Genomic DNA, 22,571 nt, shown 5'->3' on the forward strand with positions numbered 1-22,571 from the left:
ACATTTGTGATATGAAAATCAAAAAAACAAAATTCCTGCTGCTGCAAATTCTCTGTATGCTGCTCATCATCGGAATGAGTTTATTGCTTTTTTATTTTACCTAACATTAACCTAAAAAACCAAAATGAATGTTTACAAATCTCAAAATTAAATCACTTAAATGGTGTTTTCTGGTACTTTTTTTACTGGCAAATATCATGATGAATGCACAGGAGAAAAAAATCACCGGAAAAGTTACTTCCAGCGAAGATTTACTCGGGCTTCCTGGTGCCAATGTTTATGTTAAAGGATCTTCTGTGGGAGGTTCTGCAGATATGGACGGAAATTATAGTGTTTTCGTTTCAGACAAAAATGCTGTTTTAGTCTTCAACTTTGTTGGCTATCAAACGATTGAAATTCCCGTAGGAGGCAAAACCGTTATCAACGTAAGTTTAAAACCAGATACAAAAAATCTTGAAGAAGTAATTGTTGTAGGTTACGGTACCCGAAAAAAGAGCGACATAACAGGTTCTGTATCATCAGTTACCGCAAAAGAATTAACTGCTTACCCATTATTAAATGCAGAACAGGCTTTGCAAGGACGTGCAGCGGGGGTTTCGGTACAATCAAATAATGGTGGTGAACCGGGCGCTCCTGTAAAAATCAGGGTTCGTGGCGGAACTTCGATCAATGCAAGTGGTGATGCGCTTGTTGTAGTCGATGGTTTTGCGGGCGTTGCCATGCCGGCGCCTCAGGATATTGCTTCGATCGAGGTTCTAAAAGATGCATCTGCAACGGCAATTTACGGATCAAGAGGTTCAAACGGGGTTATTATGGTGACAACTAAAAAAGGAAAACCGGGAAAACCAGTTATCGAATTCAGCAATTCTACATCGGTACAATCTGTAAATAATAAACTCGATTTATTAAATGCTGAACAATTTGTAGCCTACAGAAAAAGTTTTACAACGCATACTGACGGCGGCGCAAACACAGACTGGCAGGATGTTATTTACCGTGACGGAATGGTTTCAAATACATCACTTTCTTTTTCCGGTGGATCTGAAAACGTTAGATATTATGTTTCAGGAAACTACTTTAACCAAAATGGTGTTGTAATTAACTCAGGAATTGACAAATACACAATTGTAAGTAATCTAGAAGCTGATTTGTCTGATCGTTTTAAAGTGGGTTTGAATTTATTTCAAAGCAAACAAAACAAGGAAGGAATTATTAGCCAAACCGGCGCCGGAGGAACTGGTGCTGCAGGTGTAATTGCGGCGGCGTATCGTTTTATGCCAGACAAAGGAATTTATAATGCAGACGGAAGTTACACAACAACGGCTCCAATTGGTGACGATATTGACAATCCGTATGCGACTGCGATGGAAAATGTTTTGGAAACCGTATCCATCGTAAACAGATCGAATTTCTTTGCTCAATATAAAATCACAAAAGATCTTGACTTTAAAACTACTTTAGGATTAACCGACAATAATTCGCAAACCGGAAGATTTATTCCGTCGACTTTAATTGCAGGAAAAAATATCAAAGGAGAAGCTTCTGTAAACAACACAAGATTTTCTTCTTTCCTTACAGAAAATTATCTGACGTATAAAAAAGAGATTATCGACAAAGGAATTTTGACGGTTCTTGGCGGTTATTCGTATCAAAAAAATAAAAACGAAAGTTCGTATGCGGCTTCAAGAGGATTTTTGACGAATACCAATTCGTATAGAAATTTAGGCGCGGGAACTGTTTTCTTAAAACCAGATTCGAATTTATCTGAAACAGAATTAATTTCGGCTTTCGGAAGGTTGAATTTTGATTACGACGATAAATACTTATTTACGTTTACGGCACGTCGCGACGGTTCTTCAAGCTTTAGTAAAAACTACAAATACGGAACTTTCCCTTCTGGAGCCGTAGGTTGGAATATCGCAAAAGAGAATTTCTTAAAAGACAACAAAACGATTTCAAATCTTAAATTGAGAGCGAGTTATGGTGCAACCGGAAATCCGTCAATTGGCGCCTACTCTACTTTATCAAGATTCTCAGAAATTTATGATGTGAGCGGTGACGTTATTGTAAACGCAGTTCAGCTGACTTCTTTGGATAATCCGAATTTGAAATGGGAAACATCATATCAACAAGATTACGGAATTGATTTGGGTTTATTCGAGAACAGAATCAGCTTAACGGCAGATTATTACAAAACTATTACGAAAGATTTATTGTTCAACAGGCCTTTACCGGGCGTTTCTGGAATTGCTTCTCAGCTTCAAAACGTAGGTGAATTAGAAAACAAAGGTTGGGAATTAGGCATAAATTCTAAAAACTTTATTGGTGCAGATTTTACGTGGTCTACGAACTTTAATATTTCTTCAAACAAAAACAAAGTATTAAAACTGGCTGACAATAAAGATCTTTTAATCAACTCTACGCCAGGACATTTCCTTGCAACAGATTCGCAAATTTTGAGAGTTGGCGAGCCGGTTGGTTCTTTCTTCGGATTTGTTTATGACGGTGTAATTCAACAAGGTGAAACAGCTCTTCCGGGGAATTTTGAAACGATTGCCGGTGGAGAAAAATTCAAAGATGTAAACGGCGACGGAAAACTAGATTCTAATGATAAAACGATTATCGGAAATCCAAATCCTGATTTTATCTTCGGTTTAAACAATGATTTTACGTATAAAAATATTGATTTGAATATCTTTTTTCAGGGTTCACAAGGAAACCAAATCTTAAATTATACGTTGATGGAACTGGCATCCGGAAACAACAATGCTACAACAGAAGTTTTAGACGCCTGGACGCCAACAAATACGGACACCAATGTGCCAATTAATGCAGCAAGAACAAAAAGGGTTACTTCGAGATTTGTTTATGATGGAAGTTACATTCGTTTAAAAAACGTTTCTATAGGATATAGTTTAGATGAAAAAGTAGTTTCTAAAATTGGTTTGAGTAAAGTTCGTTTCTACATCAGCGCGCAAAATCTTTGGACAATTACAGATTATCCAGGTTCTGATCCTGAAGGAAATTACCTGAATGATACCAACGCGAGAAGTAACACCAACTTAGGATTAGAATATGGAAGTTACCCAAATGTGAGAACTTTTACTTTCGGTTTTAATTTAAAATTTTAGTCTAAAAAATAATATTATGAAAAAATATATAGCTTTTCTTTTCTTGGGAATATTCGCTTTTGGCTGTTCTGACCTTGAAGAAAAACCCGTGGGAATTATTCGTCCCGATAACTTTTTTAACAATACAGATGACTTACAAGCCGCTGTAAACGGAGCTTTTGCCAACATTGCCCACAATAATTATTGGGGACGTGAATTTACGATTGCCCTAATGCTTCGTGATGATATGGCCGATATTGGCGACAGAACCACGCAGGCTGCCCGTATCGATGTTAATGATATGAATATGAACGATACTAACGCACTTGTTGCTAACTTTTGGCCGCAATCGTATGTGATTATTACCGCTGCAAATCAGGCGATTGAAGGCGCTAAAAAAACGCCCGGAGATCCTGCAAAAGTAAACGCCATTGTCGCTCAGGCTTATTTTGCGAGAGCCTTTGCTTACTATCATTTGGTTCGCATTTTTGGCGATATTCCATATATTGATTTTGTGGTCAATGATGTATCTCAGGTAAATTCGTTAAGCAGAACCAAAGAAGCAGATGTGTACCCAAAAATTATTGCCGATCTTGAATTTGCAAAACAATGGCTGGAAGACAAACCAAAAGTAAAAGCCGTTCCCGGAAAAGGTACTGCAGCAGGATATTTAGCCTCTGTATATCTGACTTTGGGAAATTACCAAAAAGCCTATGACGAAGCAAAATACGTTATTACAAACGAAGCCAAATTTGGTTTAGGTTTAGATGCTGATTTTCAGGACTTATTCAACGCTACAAAAGCGGCGGCATTAAAAGAACCTTTGTTTACTATTGATTTTAATAACTTAACATCAGGAAATTATGGTCAGGATTATACCGCTTTTTTTACAGGTTCTTTAAAAGACGACAGTTACAGTTACGGACAAGGATTTTCGGTTGCTGTGCCTTCTCAAAAAGTTTTTGATACCTGGGATCAAAGAGATTACAGACGTGCGGTAAGTTTTGATACGATTATTAGAAAGAAAACGGGTCCGGGCGGCGCGTTGCAGATTTTCCCTTCAAGCGATAATGAAAAAGCACCACGTCCGCATATTGCAAAATATTTTCGTTTTCCCGGAAAAGCCGGCGCAAACGGAAGAACTTCGCAACACAATTACATCACGATGCGTTACGCAGAAGTTTTGTTAACGGCTGCCGAAGCTTTAAACGAAATCACGCCGGGAACTACTGAAGCCGACGGATATGTAAACCGTGTTCGCGCCAGAGCGAGAAACAAAGCCGGAAAACAGGTTTCGTTTCCTGCAAACGTAACGCCGGGACTTTCTCAGTCCGATTTTAGAAAAATGGTTATTGATGAAAGACGTTTAGAATTAGCCTTTGAATACATCAGATGGTACGATATTAAACGATTGAAAATTGGTCCTGATGTTTTTGGAGTGAATGGTTTAGAACCTCACACTTTTGATGTAAACAAAGATTATTTATGGCCGTTACCGGGAACAGAATTAGCGATTAATCCTAATTTAAAACCGAATAATCCCGGATATTAATATTCATAAAATAAATTAAAAATTTGGAATTAAAAATTAAAAATAGCTACTGTGTTTGTTTTCCAGGGATTAATCCCGAAGCTTCGGGACTGGCTACAATATAGATTGTTCCTCCGGAACTTTTAGAAAAGAGCCTTAGGCTCGACCTATTTTGTAGGGATGGATTTTAATCCATTAATCGCATGCATAATTGCGGTTCAAAGATTTTTAATTTTTAATTCTAATTTTTTAATTAAAAAAAATATAAGCATGAATAAAGTTAGTTACTTTTCTTTAATTCTAGGATTTGCATTGCTGGCATCAGCGTGCAAATCCGGAATTAATTCTCAGACCAAAACTTCGGCAAGTGCTGAACATCTTCTGGAAAACCGATACAAAATGTTATTGGATTATCCGGTAGATTCGATGTCGATGCCACGAAGTATGACCATTAAAACCAATTTAATAAAAAAAGTGCCGTCGAGAGACTGGACAAGCGGATTTTTTGCCGGAAACTTATGGCAATTGTACCGCCTTACAAACGATTCAAAATACAAAGAGCAAGCTCAAAAATGGACTCCTTTCAGTAAAAAAGAAAGCGTTAATAGTAATTCGCACGATGTTGGTTTTAAAGTGTTTTGCAGTTTTGGAGAAGCGCTGAAAGTGGAAAACAAACAAGAATACAAAGATGTGATTATTAAAGGCGCCGAAACTTTATGCACGCGTTTTAACGCAAAAGTGGGTGCGATTCGTTCGTGGGATTTCAACAAAGAAATTTGGGATTATCCGGTGATTATCGATAATATGATGAATCTTGAATTGCTGTTTGAAGCCTCAAAATTATCAGGAAACCAAAAATACCATGATATTGCTGTAAAACATGCGAATACAACATTAAAAAATCAGTTTAGGGAAGACAACAGTTGTTATCATGTTACTGATTATAATCCTGTTACGGGAGAAGTTAGAAAGAAAACTACGTTACAGGGTTACAATGACGATTCGGTTTGGGCACGCGGGCAAGGCTGGGCAGTTTACGGATTTACTATGTCGTATCGATATACCAAAGATCCTGAGTATTTAAAACAAGCTGAAGCAACTGCAAAATTTTTTATGACCAATAAAAATCTGCCGGAAGATGGAATTCCTTATTGGGATTTTAAAGATCCAAGTATTCCGAATTCACCGCGCGATGTTTCTGCTGCAACCGTTATGGCTTCAGCGTTGTACGAACTTTACGGATATACCAAGAATCAAAGTTATTTGGCTTTCGCCGATAAAATAATGACGTCTTTACATTCAGACAAATACATTTTACCTGATACTGTAAAAGCGCCTTTTATTCTGGATCACAGTACCGGAAACTGGCCAAAACACGACGAAATTGACGAACCTATAATTTATGCTGACTATTATTTTCTGGAAGCATTATTGAGAAAAAAGTAGCAAAGGTACAGAGGTGCAGAGGGACAAAGGTTTTCATCCTTTGAACCTTTATCCCTTTGTCCCTTTGAACCTAAAAAAAAAGCTTTATAATTTATGCAAAAACTACATCACAACTATATTTCTTTTTCTGCTATCGCTTTTTTGATTGCTTTTCAGTTTTGCTTTTTCATTGGCTTTGCCCAGAAAAATTCGGCAATGCGAACGAAGACCAATATCAATGAAAATTGGCTGTATTTAGAAAATCATACTTCAAGTCTTACGGAAGCAAAAAATGCGGCAAACTGGACGCCTTTAAATTTACCACATACGTGGAATGCCGAAGATGCAACCGATTTAAATCCGGGTTACAGACGCGATGCAAGCTGGTATCAAAAAAAGCTGAACATTACCCAAATAGACAAAAACAAACGCTATTTTTTATATTTTGAAGGCTCGAATGTCACCACAAAACTTTATGTAAACGGCAAAGAAGCCGGCGGACATATTGGTGGTTATATTGGGTTTACGATTGATATTACAGATTTTATCAACGAAGGAAACAACGACATTTTTGTACGTGTTGATAATAGTTATGATATTGAAATAATTCCGTCGCAAAAAAGTGATTTTTTTATTTATGGCGGGATCACACGAGATGTCTGGCTTTTGTCTCAATACAAAAACCGAATTGATAATCTAAAAATTACAACTCCAGAAGTTTCTGCAAAAAAAGCTTCGGTACAGATTCTGGCTTCGACTATAAATGCTGAAAATGCAAAAGATTTATCTTTAACGGTGGTTCTTAAAAATCCGAAAGGGAAAAAAGTTGCCAGCAAAACGATTTTAGTTTCTGATAAAACGTCGAATATTACTTTCGAAAACATTAAAAATCCAGAGTTGTGGGATACGGATAATCCGAATTTATATTCGGTAACGGCTACTTTATCAGAAAATAAACAAATCATTGACAGCGTAAACGAAAAAGTTGGTTTTAGATGGTTTGAGTTTAAAGATCACGGTCCTTTTTATCTTAACGGAAAGCGATTATTGATTCGCGGAACCCATCGCCATGAAGAACAAGCCGGAGTTGGTGCTGCGATGAGCAACGAACAACATTGGGCAGATATGAAATCCATAAAAAATATGGGCGCCAATTTTGTTCGTTTGGCGCATTATCCGCAAGATCCTGAAATTTACAAAGCCTGTGATGAATTGGGGCTTTTGGTTTGGGATGAATTACCGTGGTGCCGTGGTGGAATTGGCGGTGAACTTTGGCAAACCAACACCAAAAATATGCTGGCCGAAATCATCAATCAAAATTACAATCATCCGAGCATTATCATTTGGTCTTTAGGAAACGAAATGAACTGGCTTCCTGATTTTCCTGATGGCGACAATACCGAAAAAACGAATGCATTTTTAACGGAATTAAACGACATCGCACACAAAGTGGATCCTACCCGAAAAACGGCGATTCGAAAATATTACGAAGGCTCACAAATTGTAGATGTTTTCTCCCCTTCTATTTGGTCAGGCTGGTATTCAGGAAGTTACAAAAGTTATCAAAAAGCAATTGACGTTTACAAAAAAGAATACAAACATTTTATTCATGCCGAATATGGCGGTGATAGTCATGTTGGGCGTCACAGCGAAAATCCCGTAACTGGCGAAAATGTTATAAAAGCCGAAGGCTGGGAAGAAGCCATCGTACAAACCAAAGTGGCCAATATTGCACAAATTGGTGATTGGAGCGAGAATTATATCGTCGATTTATTTGACTGGCATTTGCATATATCCGAGAACGATCCGGCATTTGTGGGAAATGTTCAGTGGGCGTTTAAGGATTTTGCAACGCCATTGCGTCCGGAAGACGATATTCCGTACATGAACCAAAAAGGACTCGTGGACCGAAACGGAAATCCGAAAGATGCGTATTATGTTTTTAAAAGTTATTGGGCAAAAGAACCGTTTGCGTACATCGAATCGCATACCTGGACAGAACGCCAGGGACCTGAAAATACGCCAAGAACTCTGAGTGTTTTTAGTAATTGTGAGCAAGTTACGCTTTATCATGAAGGAAAATCGCTTGGAGAAAAACAAAGAAATCTTTCGCTATATCCTGCAAATGGCTTAACTTGGGATGTGAATTTTTTAAAGGGAGAAAATACGCTGATTGCTGTTGGGAAAACAATAGCCGGAAAAACAGTTTCGGATACTTTAAAAGTAAACTATCGTTTCAACAAAAATGATACGGCAACGTCTTTGCAATTGTCTTATCAAAAATTAAAAAACGGCAATTATTTAGTAACAGCAATTGCTATTGATAATAACAATTTGCGTTGTCTGGATTATGAAGAAAGTGTTTATTTTCAATGCCTAAAAGGTGGGAAAACCATGAAAAATCAGGGAACTCCAACGGGAAGTGAATCAATCAGAATGGCAAATGGAAAGGCTTCGATTGAGGTTATTCCGGATGGTTCTGGTTTACCTATTGAAATGACAGCTTTGAATCAGAGTTTTAAAGGGGAATATTTAAAAATAATGCTTAAATAAAAATAATGCCACAAAGTCGCTAAGACACAAAGTTTTTTTTGCCACAGATTAAAAGATTAAAATGATTTTTTTTTACGCAGATTCTGCTGATTTTAGCAGATTTAATTTTTAAAAAACTTTATAAATAATCTGCACATATCTGCTTAAATCTTTTTAAAATCTGCGTGAAAAAAAACTTTGTGCCTTCGAGCCTTTGTGGCAACAAACACACATACTAATGAAAAAACTAATAACCACATTACTCCTAACCTTTTCCATTTTCGGACAGGCACAGGATATCAACCTAATAGCAAACGTTCCAAATCGAAATACAACCTCATTAAACGGTGTTTGGAATTACATTGTAGATCCTTACGAAACAGGATATTACAGTTTTCATCATGATGAATACGACAAACAGGCAAAGCCATCAAATGCGGCATATTTTAATAATTATCACGCTGTAAATAAACAGGAATTGGTAGAATATGATTTTGATAAATCTCCGAAAATCAATATTCCGGGCGATTGGACTTCGCAGGTTCCGGAACTGAAATATTATGAGGGAAATGTCTGGTTCAAAAAATCTTTCGATTATGATTTAAAAACCGGAAAACGCCTTTTTCTTTATCTCGGTGCGATCAATTATAAAGCTGATGTCTATCTGAACGGCAAAAAACTAGGCACTCATATTGGCGGATTTACACCTTTTAATTATGAAGTTACTTCGATTGTAAAACCAAAAGACAATTATCTGGTTATTAAAGTCGATAATACACGCCACAAAGAAGATGTTCCGACGATTAATACAGATTGGTGGAATTATGGCGGAATAACGCGTGATGTGACTTTAATTGAAGAAAACGCCTCATTTGTAGAAGATTATAATATTCAGCTAAAAAAGAATAGTACAGATTTGATTTCCGGGTTTGTAAAAATCAATAATCCTGATGCTTCAAAAAATGCAGTTTCAATTTCAATTCCTGAATTGAAAATTAATTATAAAGGAAAAGTAGGTGCTGATGGAATTGTAAACTTCGAAATTCCGGCGAAAAAAATCTCTTTTTGGTCACCTGAAAACCCGAAATTGTATGATGTAACGATTGATTTTAACGGACAAAAACTGAAAGACAATATTGGTTTCAGAACGATTGAAACAAAAGAAGATAAAATTTTATTAAACGGAAAACCGATTTTTTTACGTGGAATTTCGATTCACGAAGAAAATGCAAAAGGCGGACGCGCCAATTCTGAGGAAGATGCTTTGCGTCTATTAAATTGGGCAAAAGAACTGGGCTGTAATTATGTTCGACTGGCACATTATCCGCATAACGAGAATATTATCAGAACGGCAGATAAAATGGGATTAATGGTTTGGGAGGAAATTCCGGTGTACTGGACAGTTGAATTTACAAGAGAAGCGACTTATAAAAATGCCGAAGATCAATTAACGGCGGCGATTACGAGAGATAAAAACAGAGCTTGTATTATTATCTGGTCAATGGCAAATGAAACGCCAATTTCTGACGCGAGAAATACTTTCATTAAAAAATTAATCGATCACACAAAATCTTTAGACAATACGAGATTGATTAGTGCTGCTTTATTAACGCAAAGCGGAAGTGATGGTTTTGGAACGATCAACGATGCTATTGGAGAATATTTAGACATTATTTCTTTCAACCAATATTTGGGCTGGTACGGCGGAAAACTGGAAGATGCCGAAAAGATTTTCTGGAAAACAAAATACAACAAACCCGTTATTGTTTCTGAATTTGGCGGTGATGCCAAAGCAGGATTACACGGTGAAAAAAACGAGCGCTGGACAGAAGAATTTCAGGAATATTTATATATTCAGAATTTAAAAATGATAGAGAATATTCCGCATTTGAGTGGTACAAGTCCGTGGATTTTGGTTGATTTCAGATCTCCAAGACGACTTTTACCGGGAATTCAGGACGAGTACAACCGCAAAGGATTGATTTCTAACGACGGTCAAAAAAAGAAAGCCTTTTATATTATGCAAAATTGGTACGAGAAAAAGAAAAAAGAGTAAAAATTGTATGATTTCTCTTTGTTATTCTCTTACTTTGTATGAACCTATAACAAATTATAATTCTTATGAAAAAATTTAGTTTATTGGCAATTACTTTTTTGATTGCTATTTCAGTTAAAGCTCAGGACGTAGTAAAATTTCCACCGTTAGATGCAAGTCCGGTTGATATTGCTTATTTCCCAAATAAAGCGGTTAAATTCAAAAAAACAGATACTCCTTCGCCTTCTATCAAAGTTATTTATTCAAGACCTTCTGTAAAAGGGCGTGTAATTTTTGGAGATTTAATTAAGTATGGTGAAGTTTGGAGAGTTGGTGCAAATGAAAATACAGAAATCAAATTCTACAAACCAGCTACTATAAATGGTGTTGCTGTTCCTGCAGGAACTTACAGTTTGTTTGCCATTCCTGAAAAAGATAAATGGACAATAATTATCAATAAAGAACTTGATTTATGGGGAGGTTATGCGTATGATGAAAGCAAAGATCTTGTAAAAATTACAGTTCCTGTAAAACCAGTTTCAGAAGTAATCGAAGCTTTATCAATCGCTTTTACATCAAAAGATAAAGTAACAAATTTGGTAATTGGATGGGACAAAACAACAGTTGAAGTTCCGATCACAATAAAATAATTACTCAATATTTCGACTTAAATATCAAAGAGACACTTAATTAAATAATTAGTGTCTCTTTTTTTTTGCTTAATATTGAGTAAATTTAACAACCTAACCACCAACCAAAAAACCACAAAAATGAAAAAAAAGTATGTATTGCTGCTATTTCTGTTGTCCGTTTATTGCGGATATTCTCAACAAATGTTTAAAATTACTTATGAGCAATTAAAAGAATATGAAGGCATTTATGAATATCAAAACAATACTAATTTACAAATCGCTGCCTCGCCAAAAGACACTATTTTATACGCTATTATCAACGAAAGCAAATATGCTTTAAAACCTTCAGAAAAAGACATCTTTTTAAACATGTCTAAAGAAAAAGTGACTTTCTTAAGAAATAGTGCTTCTGCGATTACCGGTTATACTTCTCAGGAAAAAACATTTAATCTGATTAGTAAAAAAGTTGTTTTTCCAAAAGAAATGTGGTATCCGAGACTTAATTCAAAAGATTTTAAATATAGCTATCAGCCGCCAAAAAAAGACCTTGATGGTTTATTGACCGGAACGCTCGATAATACTGGAATAGATAAAGCATTATTGAATGAAATGATGCAGAAAATTGTTGACGGAACTTATGCAAACGTACACAGTGTTTTAATTATAAAAGATGGAAAATTGGTTTTTGAAGAATATTTTTATGAATACAACAAAACCAAATTGCACGAAATGCGTTCTGCTACAAAAAGTATAATTTCTGCCCTTACGGGAATTGCAATTGATAAAGGATTTATTAAAAGCAAAACTGAAACTGTACTTTCTTATTTTCCTGAATATACTTTTAAAAACCTCACAGATGATAAACGACAAATTACAATTGAAAACCTTTTAACCAATCAAAGCGGACTTGATTGCGATGTGAGTAATCCTAAATCTGAAGGAAATGAAACGACAATGAATTATTCTGATGACTGGATACAATTTACATTAGATTTACCAATGATTGATGTTCCGGACGGACGAGGAATGTATTGCTCGGGAAACCCGATTACAGTGGGGAGAATTATTGAAAAAGCAACTAAAATGACACTTCCGGATTTTGCAAAACAAACTCTTTTTAAAGATATTGGCATTAAAAATTTCAAATGGAATTTTAAACCCGATGCTTCCAGTTCCGAAACTTTTTGTCAGGTCTATTTAACGCCAAGAGATATGGCTAAATTTGGTTTGCTTTATCTAAATAAAGGAATGTGGGCAGACAAACAGGTTATTTCTAAAAACTGGATTGAGGAATCTTTAACCAAACACTCTGTTATTCAGGGCGTAAATTACGGTTATTTGTGGTGGCTTAAATATCTGGAAGTAAATGGCACTCGTTTTTTCGGAAAGGCTGCTCAAGGAAACGGCGGACAGAAAATTTATGTTTGGGAAGACCAGAATATGGTTACTGTGATCACAGGCGGAAATTATAACTCACAATCACCAAGTGACGAACTGATTCAGAAATATATTTTGCCTGCTTTTAAGAAATGAAACAATTAGATAATTCGGCAATTAGATAATTAGATAATTTTTAAATGAGATAAAAAAAGGCTGTCAAATTTTTTGACAGCCTTTTTCATGAATAAAACAGATAAATAATCTCGAATTGAGACTTAATCATTATGCAATCTCAATCATTTTTGGTGCTTTTTGTTTTGCCTCATCTCTTTTTGGAATAGTAAGATTTAAAATTCCGTTCTCGTAGCGGGCATTGATATTATCCTCATCTACAACGTTTTTTGGCAATTCAAAACTTCTTTGAAATGATTGGTAACTAAACTCTCTGCGAGTATAATTATCTCCTTCCCCTTTCTCTTCTTTATTGGTAGATTTGGTGCAGGAAATAGTCAGTAAATTGTTATCCAGGGTAACATTAAAGTCTTTTTTGTCGAGTCCCGGAGCTGCGACTTCAACCTCATAATTTTCGGCTGTTTCTTTAACGTTTATGGATGGTACGGTTGTACTGGTGGATGAAAAATTATTGTTTCCCCAGTTAAAAAGTTCACGACTGAAAAAGTCGTCAAATAATGCCGGAAATGCATGGGAATTTGTCCCGTTTCTTCTAATAGTTAACATGACTTTTACTTTTTAAATAGTTATACATTAAAATTTAATTTCACAACCCAAAAAAAGCAAAATAAATACCAAAATAAAAAAACTGTCATTTTTTCAATATTTATTTGACACAATTTCAGATACATACGAAAAAATGTCAGTTCAAAATTAAAACATGGGAATTATGTAATAAATAAATTAAATTATATAACAGATGTGTGTTTTACACATTTATTTTTGATGTAGTATAGAAAGTAATTATTAAGAAAATGTTCCACAACTTGTAAAAAAACTTAATCATTATTCAATCATAAAATCTATACTAACCAAAACCAATTAAAGAAAAAAAATGGTGCATTGTCATAAACGAAATATCAGCGTAAAAATTTAAAAGACAGTAATTAAGAAAACTACTTTTTATATTCCCACTAATAATCATGTAGCATTTTTTTAATTTGTGTCCAAAAATTAATGACTTTTCACTTTATGACATTTTGCATCATTTTTTATTGATGACTTTATTAACTTTCTTGAAAAACGGCTCATTTTATTAATTAAAAAAATCCCTTTGAGAATCAAATGATATTCGATTCCTAAAGGGATTATTGTTTTTTCGTCTGATAATTATTATTAAGTAAGCAATAGTTCATGTAATCCCTACGGGATATTTGAACTGGAGTAAAATTCTACTTTGTTACCAATATGTAAATCCTAACGGATTATCTTTTAGAATTTGAATTTTATTCATAAATAAAAAATCATATCTCGTAGAGATTACATATTGGTAGAAAAAAAGGAATATGCACACAATATTGTCCCGTAGGGACTACACGATATTATTAAATTATGCTGTCGCTACAGTAGGATCTAAAATTTTATCAAGTGTAATTGGTAAGTCTCTAACACGTTTTCCGGTTGCATTAAAAACTGCATTTGCAATTGCCGGCGCCATTCCTACCAATGCTGTTTCTCCCAAACCTTTTGTTCCCATCGGGTTACTTACAGGATCTTTTTTATTTACAAAAAACACTTCCTGTTTTTCAATATCAGCATTTACAGGAACATGGTAATCAGCAAAATTATTATTGATCGGACGGCCAAAACGGTGATCGATTTCTAAAGCTTCCATTAATCCCATTCCAATTCCCCCAACTGCCCCACCGTACATTTGCCCGGCCGAAGTTTTGTGGTTGATTACTGTGCCAATATCAGCGCAGGAAACTACGTGAGCAATTCTGATTTTACCTAAATTAGGGTTTACCAAAACTTTTACAAAATGCACTGAAAACGAATAAATAGAATATTTTTTAGCTTCTTCAGAACCTTTTGATTCATTTTCTACCGCTAGTTCTTCTAATTTATTAGCACTAAGCAAAGTCCCTAAAGAAACTGATTTTGAAGCCTCTTTTTTAGAAGAAACCGAACCATTTGCAAAAGCTAAATCTGTGATAGGAATATTTTTAAAAGTTGGATTTTCTGTTGCCAAACCAAGAGCTTTACTTACTAATAAGTTACAGGCATCGTGAACTGCAGAACCTACAGACGAAGTCGTTGCAGAACCACCTTGCGTTGGTCCTTTTGGTAATCCGCTTCGACCCATTTCAATCAGTACATTTTCAGTTGGGATTCCGGTAATTTCTGCACCAATTGCTGTCATCATGGTTGCCGTTCCCGGTCCCATATCGTTTACGCTGCATTGGAGAACTAAATTTCCATCTGCCAAAAATTTCGCTTTTACTGTTGTAGGATTTCGGTACGAACCAAAAGTTCCCGTTCCCATTCCGTAACCTACCAGCCATTCGCCTTCACGAACACTTCCGGGTTTATTTTTACGGTCTTTCCAGCCAATGCGTTCCATTCCGGCTTCGTAACAATCTAAAAGATATTTACTGCTCCACGGTTTATTTTGTTCCAGATCTTTTTCGGCGTGATTGCGTTTTCGAAATTCAATAGGATCCATATTTAATTTATGTGCCAATTCGTCGATAGCGCTTTCCAAGGCAAAAGAGCCGGTCGCTTCGCCGGGACCACGCATCCAGATTGGTGTACAACTATCAAGTTCAGCAATTCTATATTTGGTCGAAACATTTGCACAATCATACATAAAACGTGACATGTTTACGGTTGCCTCGGTAAAATCTTCATAGTTCGAAGTCATTGCCAGGGCTTCGTGACTTAAACCTGTAAGTTTACCGTCTTTAGTTGCTCCTAATCCCATTTTCTGAATCGTGTAAGGACGAAATCCAACATTGGTAAACATCTGTTCACGATGCAAAACCAATTTAACCGGTTTGCCTATTTTTTTTGATCCAATTAAAGCTGCAATTTCATAAGGCCAGGTATGCAAACCCATTCCAAAAGCACCACCCAAATATTCAGAATGCACTTCTACATCTTCTGGCGGAATTCCAAAAACGTTCCCAACACTTTTTCTGGTTCCTTCTACACCCTGACTTTTGGTGTATAAAATGGGTTTATTATTTTCCCATTTTGCAATAATATTTGCCAATTCCATCGGATTATGAACTTCCGTCGGAATCGTGTATTCTGCTTCTAAAACAACTTCTGCCGTTTTATAAGCATCTTCTGTTCCGCGATTGTAATCTTTTGCACGATCACCGCCGGGATTTCTGCTTTTATCTTTTACTTTTTCAAGTTGTGTTGTATGTTCTTCTTTTAAATATTCGGCTTTAATTAAACTCGCCGCATATTGCATACGCTCAAAAGTATCGGCAATCACCAAAGCTATTGGCTGATCGTAATAACGAACTGAATCGTCTTTAAAAATTTGAAGCGGTTGTCCCAGATTATTACGCTGTTTGGCTTGCTCGTATCCTGCAGGTTTCTCGACATTTAAATGCGTTATAACCGCCAGAACTCCCGGCGCCCATTCGGCTTTTTTAGTATCAATACTTTTGATTCGGCCTTTGGCAATCGTACTTCCCACCAAACAGGCGTAGGTAACACCAGCAGTTTTATACTCGGCCGAATAAGTTGCAGAACCCGTTACTTTAGCAAATCCGTCAACTCTGTTTATATTACTTGTCTTGCTCATAATCAAATTATTTAGATGCTGCTATAGTTAACGCTTCGGTGATTGCATTTGGTCCTAGAGTCAATTTAAAGGCGTTGTCGCCATAACTTTTAGCACCTTTCATGCTTAAATTTGCCGCTTGTCTGAACGTTTCTTCAGAAACTGTTTTTCCTTTCAAAAATTCTTCTGTTTCTGTTAATCGCCATGGTTTATGTGCAACACCGCCCATTGCAAGTCTTGCCTCATTTATTACATTGTTTTTAATGTCTAAACCAACGGCAACAGAAATTAATGCAAAAGCATAACTGCTTCGGTCACGAACTTTTAAATAATGTATATTTTTGGTAAAATTATTCTCAGGGATTTCTATCGAAGTTATCAATTCTTTACTTTCCAATGTATTGTCTTTTTCAGGCGTATTTCCGGGAAGACGATGAAAATCAGTAAATTTTATTTGTCTTTTGCCTTTTGGACCTTCTACAAAAACGGTCGCATCCAGAGCTGCAAGTGCTATGCACATATCACTTGGATGAACGGCAATACAACTGTCTGAAGCCCCAAAAATGGCGTGCATTCTGTTTGAACCACCAATGGCTCCGCAGCCGCTTTTTGGTGTTCTTTTATTGCAGGGCATATCGGTGTTATAAAAATACGAACAACGCGTGCGCTGTAACATATTTCCGCCAACGGTTGCCATATGTCTGATTTGCTGTGACGCTCCGGCGGCTAATGCTAAAGCCAGCAAAGGATATTTTTCTTTAATGGATTTATCTTCGGCAACCTGACTGTTTTTTGCCAATGCGCCAATTGATACTTTTCCAGTTCCAAATTCTATTTTCTTTAAATCCAAAGCTGTAATGTCGACCAGTTTGTCCGGAGCAACAACATTCTTTTTCATTAAGTCTACCAGGTTTGTTCCACCTGCAATAAACATTGCTGAAGGTTCTTTGCTGATATTGGTTACTGCAGAGCCGGATGAAAGCGCTCTAATGATTTGAAAGTTTTTCATAATGGCTTCCCTCCTTCCTTAACTTCTGTTATCGCGTCTACAATATTATGATAAGCTCCACATCTACAAATGTTTCCGCTCATATATTCTCTAATTTCTTCTCTGCTGTTGGCGTGACCTTCTTTAATGCAGGCAATTCCCGACATGATTTGTCCCGGCGTGCAATATCCACATTGAAAACCGTCATTTTTGATGAAAGCTTCCTGCATTGGATGTAATTTTTTTCCTTTCGAAAGTCCTTCAATTGTAGTCACCTGCGCATTTTGCTGCATGGATGCCAATGATAAACAGGACAAAATTCTGGTGCCGTTTACATGAACCGTACATGCACCGCATTGTCCGTGATCGCACCCTTTTTTTGTTCCTGTTAATTGTAAATTCTCCCTCAACAAATCCAGCAAAGTAGTTCGTGGTTCAACATTAAGATTGTGTTTTGTACCGTTTACTTCTATCGAAAGCGGAACTGTCTCTAAATATTCTGCAATTTTCTCATCCCACTTTTTTTCTGAAGCCATAACCAATGAGGGCGGAGCAAAAGCAAGTGCGGTAAATAATCCTGATTTTTTGATAAAATCGCGACGAGAATTAGTGTCGTCTTCGATTACTTTCTTAATATTTGTTTTTTTGGGAGCCATGCATACTGTTTTTAAATTAACAAATTGCTTGTAGTAATTCTAACAAATTTAAGTATCCTTTGTGAGAAAAAATTACAAAATTCACATAATCCTGTTATTCAGAAATTTTCTAGATAAGGACTGTTTTTGTTAAATTTCAAAATCGTATTTTTACAATAATTAGACTAAATGCCACTTCATGATTTACCTTGACAACAATGCAACTACCCGTTTAGATGATCGCGTATTAAATACTATGCTTCCATACTTTACAGAAAATTATGCAAATGCAGGAAGCGCTCATCTTGCAGGATTAACCGTAAGTGAAGCCGTGGCCAATGCGGCATGGCAAACGGCAAATTTGATTGGTGCCAAAGAAGAAGAAATCATCTTTACATCGGGTGCAACCGAAGCTATAAATCTCGCCATTAAAGGTCTTGCTAATCAGTATCGTAAACATATTGTTACAATTATAACAGAACACAAAGCTGTACTCAATACCTGCGAATTTATGGAAAGTATTGGGTTTGAAGTCACCTATTTACCGGTGGGTTCTGATGGTGTTTTAGATCTTAATGTTTTAAATGAATCAATTACAGATAAAACACTGATTGTCATCGTAATGATAACCAATAATGAAACTGGTGTAACACAAAATATTGAAGCGATTTCTGAACTTGCCCATGCCAAAAATGCATTGTTTATGTGTGATGCTACACAGGCAATTGGAAAAATTTCGGTTGATGTTGAAAAACTAAAAATTGATCTTTTGCCACTTTCGGCTCATAAATTTTATGGTCCAAAAGGTGTTGGTGCTTTGTACATTTCGGCGAAAGCCAAATTAAAATTATTGCCTCAGCTACATGGCGGGGAACAACAGCGAAAATTGCGAAGCGGAACGTTAAATGTACCCGGAATTATTGGTTTAGGTAAAGCAAGTGAAATTGCTGTTAATGAATTAGAAAGAGATCAAAATAGAATTGCAAAATTAAGAGATAAACTTGAAAATGGCCTGCTAAATTTTGAAGGTTCATTTGTAAACGGAAATACTGAAAACCGAATTTACAATACTACTAATATTTGTTTTCCGGGTGTTGTTTCCGAAACCTTAATTCTCGCTTTACAGGATATTTCTGTTTCTAATGGAGCTTCTTGTTCGGCAGTAACGTCTAAACCTTCGCATGTTTTAAAAGCGATGGGATTATCTGATGATGATGCCTTGAGTTCAATACGCTTTAGTTTGGGAAGATTTACTACTGAAACTGAAATTGATTTGGCTATTGAAAGGATTTTGGATTTGACTGGCAAATTACGCGTTTAGGTTTTGCCACGAAGGCGCTAAGGCGCAATTTTTTTTTCACCGATTAATCAACGACCGTATTGTGATTTCTCGTGCCTCGAAATGACAAACTTTGAAAACAAAAAACTTCGTGCCTTAGCGCCTTCGTGGCAAATCTTCAAATAAGCTTCTCATAATCTTCTATTGTATCAATATCGATATTACCTTTTTCGAAAGGAACAGCAATAACATCATCGTTAAAACGGTTGATTATTTTTTTTGCACCTTCATGACCTTCCAATTCTAAAAGTTCATCGAAGTATTTTTTATTAAAAAGAACGGGGGTTCCTAATGTTTCAGAATAAGCAGATGCTGCAATTCCTTTTTCGTTATTTTGGTAGTGATGAATTAAATCCTCAAAAATAGCAGTTGTTAAATAAGGCTGATCGCAAACGGCAAAAATACAGCTTTCACAATCCGCACATAAAATTAATAGTTCTTTAAGCCCTTTGGCGATTGAAGTTGACATACCAGCTTGCCAATCTGAGTTAAAATAGATTTTAATTTCATCACTATTAAGGCTTTTTTCTATTGTTTCGCTATTTGATCCCGTTACTACGATAATAATCGAATCAGGAACTAATAAAGCTGCTGCAATTGTATTTTTTAAGAGCGTTGAGTTCTTATATTCCAGCAATTGTTTAGGCTGCCCTAATCTTGAAGAATTTCCTGCAGCCAGAATAACAATACCTGTTTTTAAATTATTCGACATAAGGCGCTGAGTTATGAATTTTTCCGGTTTTGTATTTGAGTGAAGTACCGGTTTTACCACTCATCATTGCTTTTATTTCGGCAACAATCGACAAGGCAATTTCTTCGGAAGTTTCGGCACCAATATCAAGTCCGATTGGGCCATAAATGCGATTTAATTGCTCTTCGGTTACTTTTATTCCTTCACCCAACAAATCATCGAGCATGCGGTTTAATTTTGTTTTCGGTCCCAGAATTCCAATATATCTGCAATCGCTTTGCAAAAGCAATTTTAGCATTGCCAAATCGTATTTGTAATTGTGTGTTATTAATACAAAATAAGTTTGATGGTCAATGTTTATATTTTCAAAGACCTGCTCCGGTTTTCCAACCCGTATTTGTTTTGCTTCCGGAAATCGTTTCCTGGTTGCATGTGTGGCGCGGCCTTCGGCTATTGTAATTTCCCAGCCTGTTATTTCAACCATTTTTACAAGTGGCTGCACATCGTTCCCCGCTCCAACAATAATAAGTGAAACCGGTGGCGTTATGTATTCGATTAAGGCTTCGACGTCATCATTTTCATTTAGTTTTTTTATAATCATAAGCTTATCTTCTAAAACCCTTTTTGCATCCGGAAGAAGTTCAAAGGCTATCTTATTAGAATATAAAGGATCTGCATTTTCTCTGTAAAACAATATAGTTCCGTCTTGTCTCGCCTGTTTTTGCAACGAAAATAAAGTCCCAATTATGGCAGGTTTTCTTTCGGCCTGCAATTGCTGTAAAAGCCGGATTGGGTTGTTTTCTAACGTTTCGTCTATATATTCAAAAAGAATATGAACGATTCCGTTACAGCCTAACTGTAATCCTACTTCAGCATCTTCATCGTTAGTGGTATTATATGTTATTAATTTATTTTGCTGCTGATGAATTGAGAGCAATGCTTTTCGAAGCGCATCGCCTTCTAAACAGCCACCGCTTATGGCTCCTGTTAGCAGACCGTCTTCGGTAACGAGCATGCGTGCTCCCGGTTGTCTGTACGACGAACCTTCTACCTTAACAACTGTGGCCAATGCAGTCTTTTTTCCTGTGGCTTTTGCCTCTGAATATGCTTTAAGAATTTCGCTAATTTCTTTCATAGTGGTAAATGCCTTCTAACAAAAATAAGGGATTTAAATAATTTTTACCACAAAGTCTGCAAAGTTTTCTAAAGAAATAATCTCGCAATTCTAATCAAGATCAAAAGTGATATTTACCAAATAAACGAAACAAAAAAGAGTTAAAACGTTCAGGCGAACATTTTAACTCTTTTAATTCTTTGCTAATAATTATTTTGTTAATGAATAATCGTCAGTGAATAATTGAGGTCTGATTTAATTATTTTTCGATTATTATTCAATAAATAAATCTTTTCGCGATTATTACTATAACTGCCGTAATAAATTTGTTGTGCTTCGGGTTTATCCCAATTTAGTACATAAATTGTTCCATCTGCATCATCTTCCAAACCTCTTTCGAGATTAAAATTACCTTTTTCTATAATTTCTTTTTTGGGTTCTTTTCCTTGATAAGTACTTGATAATTCAAATTTATGACTTTCTATTGTTCCATCTCCTTCATAAATTTTCAAAACTGTTTCAATCCCGGCACAATCAGCACAAGGAATTACACCTTTATAAATTGCAGCCTGGTCCGAAACATTGTTGTTCACTTCAACTTTTTTCGTCTCTACAACTTTTTCACTTTTTTTAGAATTACACGCAAAAAATTGCGCTGTAACAACTAGTACCAATAATAATTTTTTCATGACTTTTTTTAAACAAAAGAAAGAATATTCTTAGCTTTAAAATTTCATTTAACAAAACTTTATCGTTTAAAAAAATATAATTCTACTAAATCCATTTTTGAACTTTCGTTTGATTCTTATTTAAAAAGTATTTCTTTAAAATTCATTTTGCTTCTACATTCAAAAAACATTTTGGCATTTTACAAAAACAATTTTATCAAACAATTGTAGTTCTTTTTAAGTTTTCAGCTTTGATTTGCAGATTTAATACACTGAATATTATTAAATAATTATTTTTTTTAGCAATATAATTTATATGATGAAGTTTTGTATTTTTATCAGGCAAAATAAAAATGTTACCTAACTTAAACCAATAATTATGGGAAAATTTGTGATTACAAAAAGAGCCAACGGAGAATTTCAATTCAATTTAAAAGCTGGAAATGGCCAGACTATTTTAACCAGCGAAGGTTACAGCACAAAAGCAGCGTGCAATAACGGAATTGAATCTGTAAAAACAAATTCGCAGGATGATGCCAGATTCGACAAAAAAGAATCAAGTAATGGGAAACCTTATTTTAACTTAAAGGCGTCAAACGGTCAGATTATTGGCGCAAGTGAAATGTATGAAAGTACATCTGCAAGAGATAACGGAATCGCGTCTGTAAAAACAAATGCTCCTGACGCTGTTACAGACGATCAAACAGCATAATTCTTAAATATTTAAATAAACACGAATT

At 35.7% G+C, this 22,571-nt stretch carries 16 protein-coding genes; 9 read left to right on the plus strand and 7 right to left on the minus strand.

Translation table 11 applies throughout. From position 1 onward, the window contains the following. The first annotated feature begins 128 nt into the window (after nt 1–128). The 7 genes from RT99_RS19780 to RT99_RS19810 all read left to right on the plus strand — a co-directional run bounded on the left by RT99_RS19780 (nt 129) and on the right by RT99_RS19810 (nt 12,798). Nucleotides 129–3,131 (plus strand): TonB-dependent receptor, encoded by a 3,003-nt coding sequence (locus RT99_RS19780; protein WP_042566479.1) that lies wholly within the window; start codon nt 129–131, stop codon nt 3,129–3,131. Between the two features lie 16 nt (nt 3,132–3,147). Continuing rightward, nucleotides 3,148–4,662: a RagB/SusD family nutrient uptake outer membrane protein gene (locus tag RT99_RS19785; RefSeq protein ID WP_042566480.1), complete on the plus strand. Its 1,515-nt coding sequence runs from the start codon at nt 3,148–3,150 to the stop codon at nt 4,660–4,662. A gap of 249 nt (nt 4,663–4,911) precedes the next feature. Further along, nucleotides 4,912–6,087, plus strand: a complete 1,176-nt coding sequence (locus RT99_RS19790; RefSeq protein ID WP_042566537.1) for a glycoside hydrolase family 88 protein — start codon at nt 4,912–4,914, stop codon at nt 6,085–6,087. Between the two features lie 93 nt (nt 6,088–6,180). Next, on the plus strand, nt 6,181–8,619 hold the full coding sequence (locus RT99_RS19795) for a glycoside hydrolase family 2 TIM barrel-domain containing protein (RefSeq protein ID WP_042566481.1): 2,439 nt from the start codon (nt 6,181–6,183) through the stop codon (nt 8,617–8,619). Nucleotides 8,620–8,836: 217 nt separating this feature from the next. Further along, a complete protein-coding gene (locus tag RT99_RS19800; protein ID WP_042566482.1) occupies nt 8,837–10,654 on the plus strand; it encodes a glycoside hydrolase family 2 protein in 1,818 nt (605 codons plus the stop codon). Nucleotides 10,655–10,719: 65 nt separating this feature from the next. Further along, nucleotides 10,720–11,283, plus strand: coding sequence for a DUF2911 domain-containing protein (locus RT99_RS19805; RefSeq protein WP_042566483.1), 564 nt, complete (start codon nt 10,720–10,722; stop codon nt 11,281–11,283). Between the two features lie 120 nt (nt 11,284–11,403). Continuing rightward, nucleotides 11,404–12,798 carry a serine hydrolase gene (locus tag RT99_RS19810; RefSeq protein ID WP_042566484.1) on the plus strand — a complete coding sequence of 465 codons (1,395 nt, stop codon included), beginning with the start codon at nt 11,404–11,406 and terminating at the stop codon, nt 12,796–12,798. Between the two features lie 129 nt (nt 12,799–12,927). Here RT99_RS19810 and RT99_RS19815 read toward each other — a convergent pair whose 3' ends face one another. The 4 genes from RT99_RS19815 to RT99_RS19830 all read right to left on the minus strand — a co-directional run bounded on the left by RT99_RS19815 (nt 12,928) and on the right by RT99_RS19830 (nt 18,040). Further along, on the minus strand, nt 12,928–13,383 hold the full coding sequence (locus RT99_RS19815) for an Hsp20/alpha crystallin family protein (protein WP_042566485.1): 456 nt from the start codon (nt 13,381–13,383) through the stop codon (nt 12,928–12,930). Nucleotides 13,384–14,206: 823 nt separating this feature from the next. Beyond that, nucleotides 14,207–16,417, minus strand: coding sequence for a xanthine dehydrogenase family protein molybdopterin-binding subunit (locus RT99_RS19820; RefSeq protein ID WP_042566486.1), 2,211 nt, complete (start codon nt 16,415–16,417; stop codon nt 14,207–14,209). A 7-nt stretch (nt 16,418–16,424) separates the two neighbouring features. Further along, nucleotides 16,425–17,405 carry a xanthine dehydrogenase family protein subunit M gene (locus RT99_RS19825; RefSeq protein WP_042566487.1) on the minus strand — a complete coding sequence of 327 codons (981 nt, stop codon included), beginning with the start codon at nt 17,403–17,405 and terminating at the stop codon, nt 16,425–16,427. Further along, on the minus strand, nt 17,402–18,040 hold the full coding sequence (locus RT99_RS19830; RefSeq protein WP_042566488.1) for a (2Fe-2S)-binding protein: 639 nt from the start codon (nt 18,038–18,040) through the stop codon (nt 17,402–17,404). Before RT99_RS19830 ends, RT99_RS19825 begins: the two co-directional genes overlap by 4 nt. A 178-nt stretch (nt 18,041–18,218) precedes the next feature. Here RT99_RS19830 and RT99_RS19835 point away from each other — a divergent pair, with 178 nt between their 5' ends. Further along, the gene (locus RT99_RS19835; protein WP_042566489.1) at nt 18,219–19,340 is read left to right on the plus strand and encodes a cysteine desulfurase family protein; all 1,122 of its coding nucleotides are present in this window, start codon (nt 18,219–18,221) and stop codon (nt 19,338–19,340) included. A gap of 136 nt (nt 19,341–19,476) precedes the next feature. On the opposite strand, the gene RT99_RS19840 is transcribed toward RT99_RS19835, so the two are convergent. The 3 genes from RT99_RS19840 to RT99_RS19850 form a co-directional block, all read right to left on the minus strand. After that, entirely contained in the window at nt 19,477–20,070 is a 594-nt protein-coding gene (locus tag RT99_RS19840; RefSeq protein ID WP_042566490.1) for an NTP transferase domain-containing protein, read from the minus strand. Further along, nucleotides 20,060–21,184, minus strand: a complete 1,125-nt coding sequence (locus RT99_RS19845) for an XdhC family protein (protein ID WP_042566491.1) — start codon at nt 21,182–21,184, stop codon at nt 20,060–20,062. The genes RT99_RS19840 and RT99_RS19845 overlap by 11 nt, the downstream gene beginning before the upstream one ends. A gap of 197 nt (nt 21,185–21,381) precedes the next feature. Further along, nucleotides 21,382–21,852, minus strand: a complete 471-nt coding sequence (locus tag RT99_RS19850; RefSeq protein ID WP_042566492.1) for a copper resistance protein NlpE N-terminal domain-containing protein — start codon at nt 21,850–21,852, stop codon at nt 21,382–21,384. Between the two features lie 358 nt (nt 21,853–22,210). Between RT99_RS19850 and RT99_RS19855 the strand changes: the two genes are divergently transcribed. Continuing rightward, nucleotides 22,211–22,543, plus strand: a complete 333-nt coding sequence (locus RT99_RS19855) for a YegP family protein (protein WP_042566493.1) — start codon at nt 22,211–22,213, stop codon at nt 22,541–22,543. Nucleotides 22,544–22,571 lie beyond the last annotated feature (28 nt).

The organism is Flavobacterium sp. MEB061, assembly GCF_000834715.1.
Lineage (GTDB): Bacteria > Bacteroidota > Bacteroidia > Flavobacteriales > Flavobacteriaceae > Flavobacterium > Flavobacterium pectinovorum.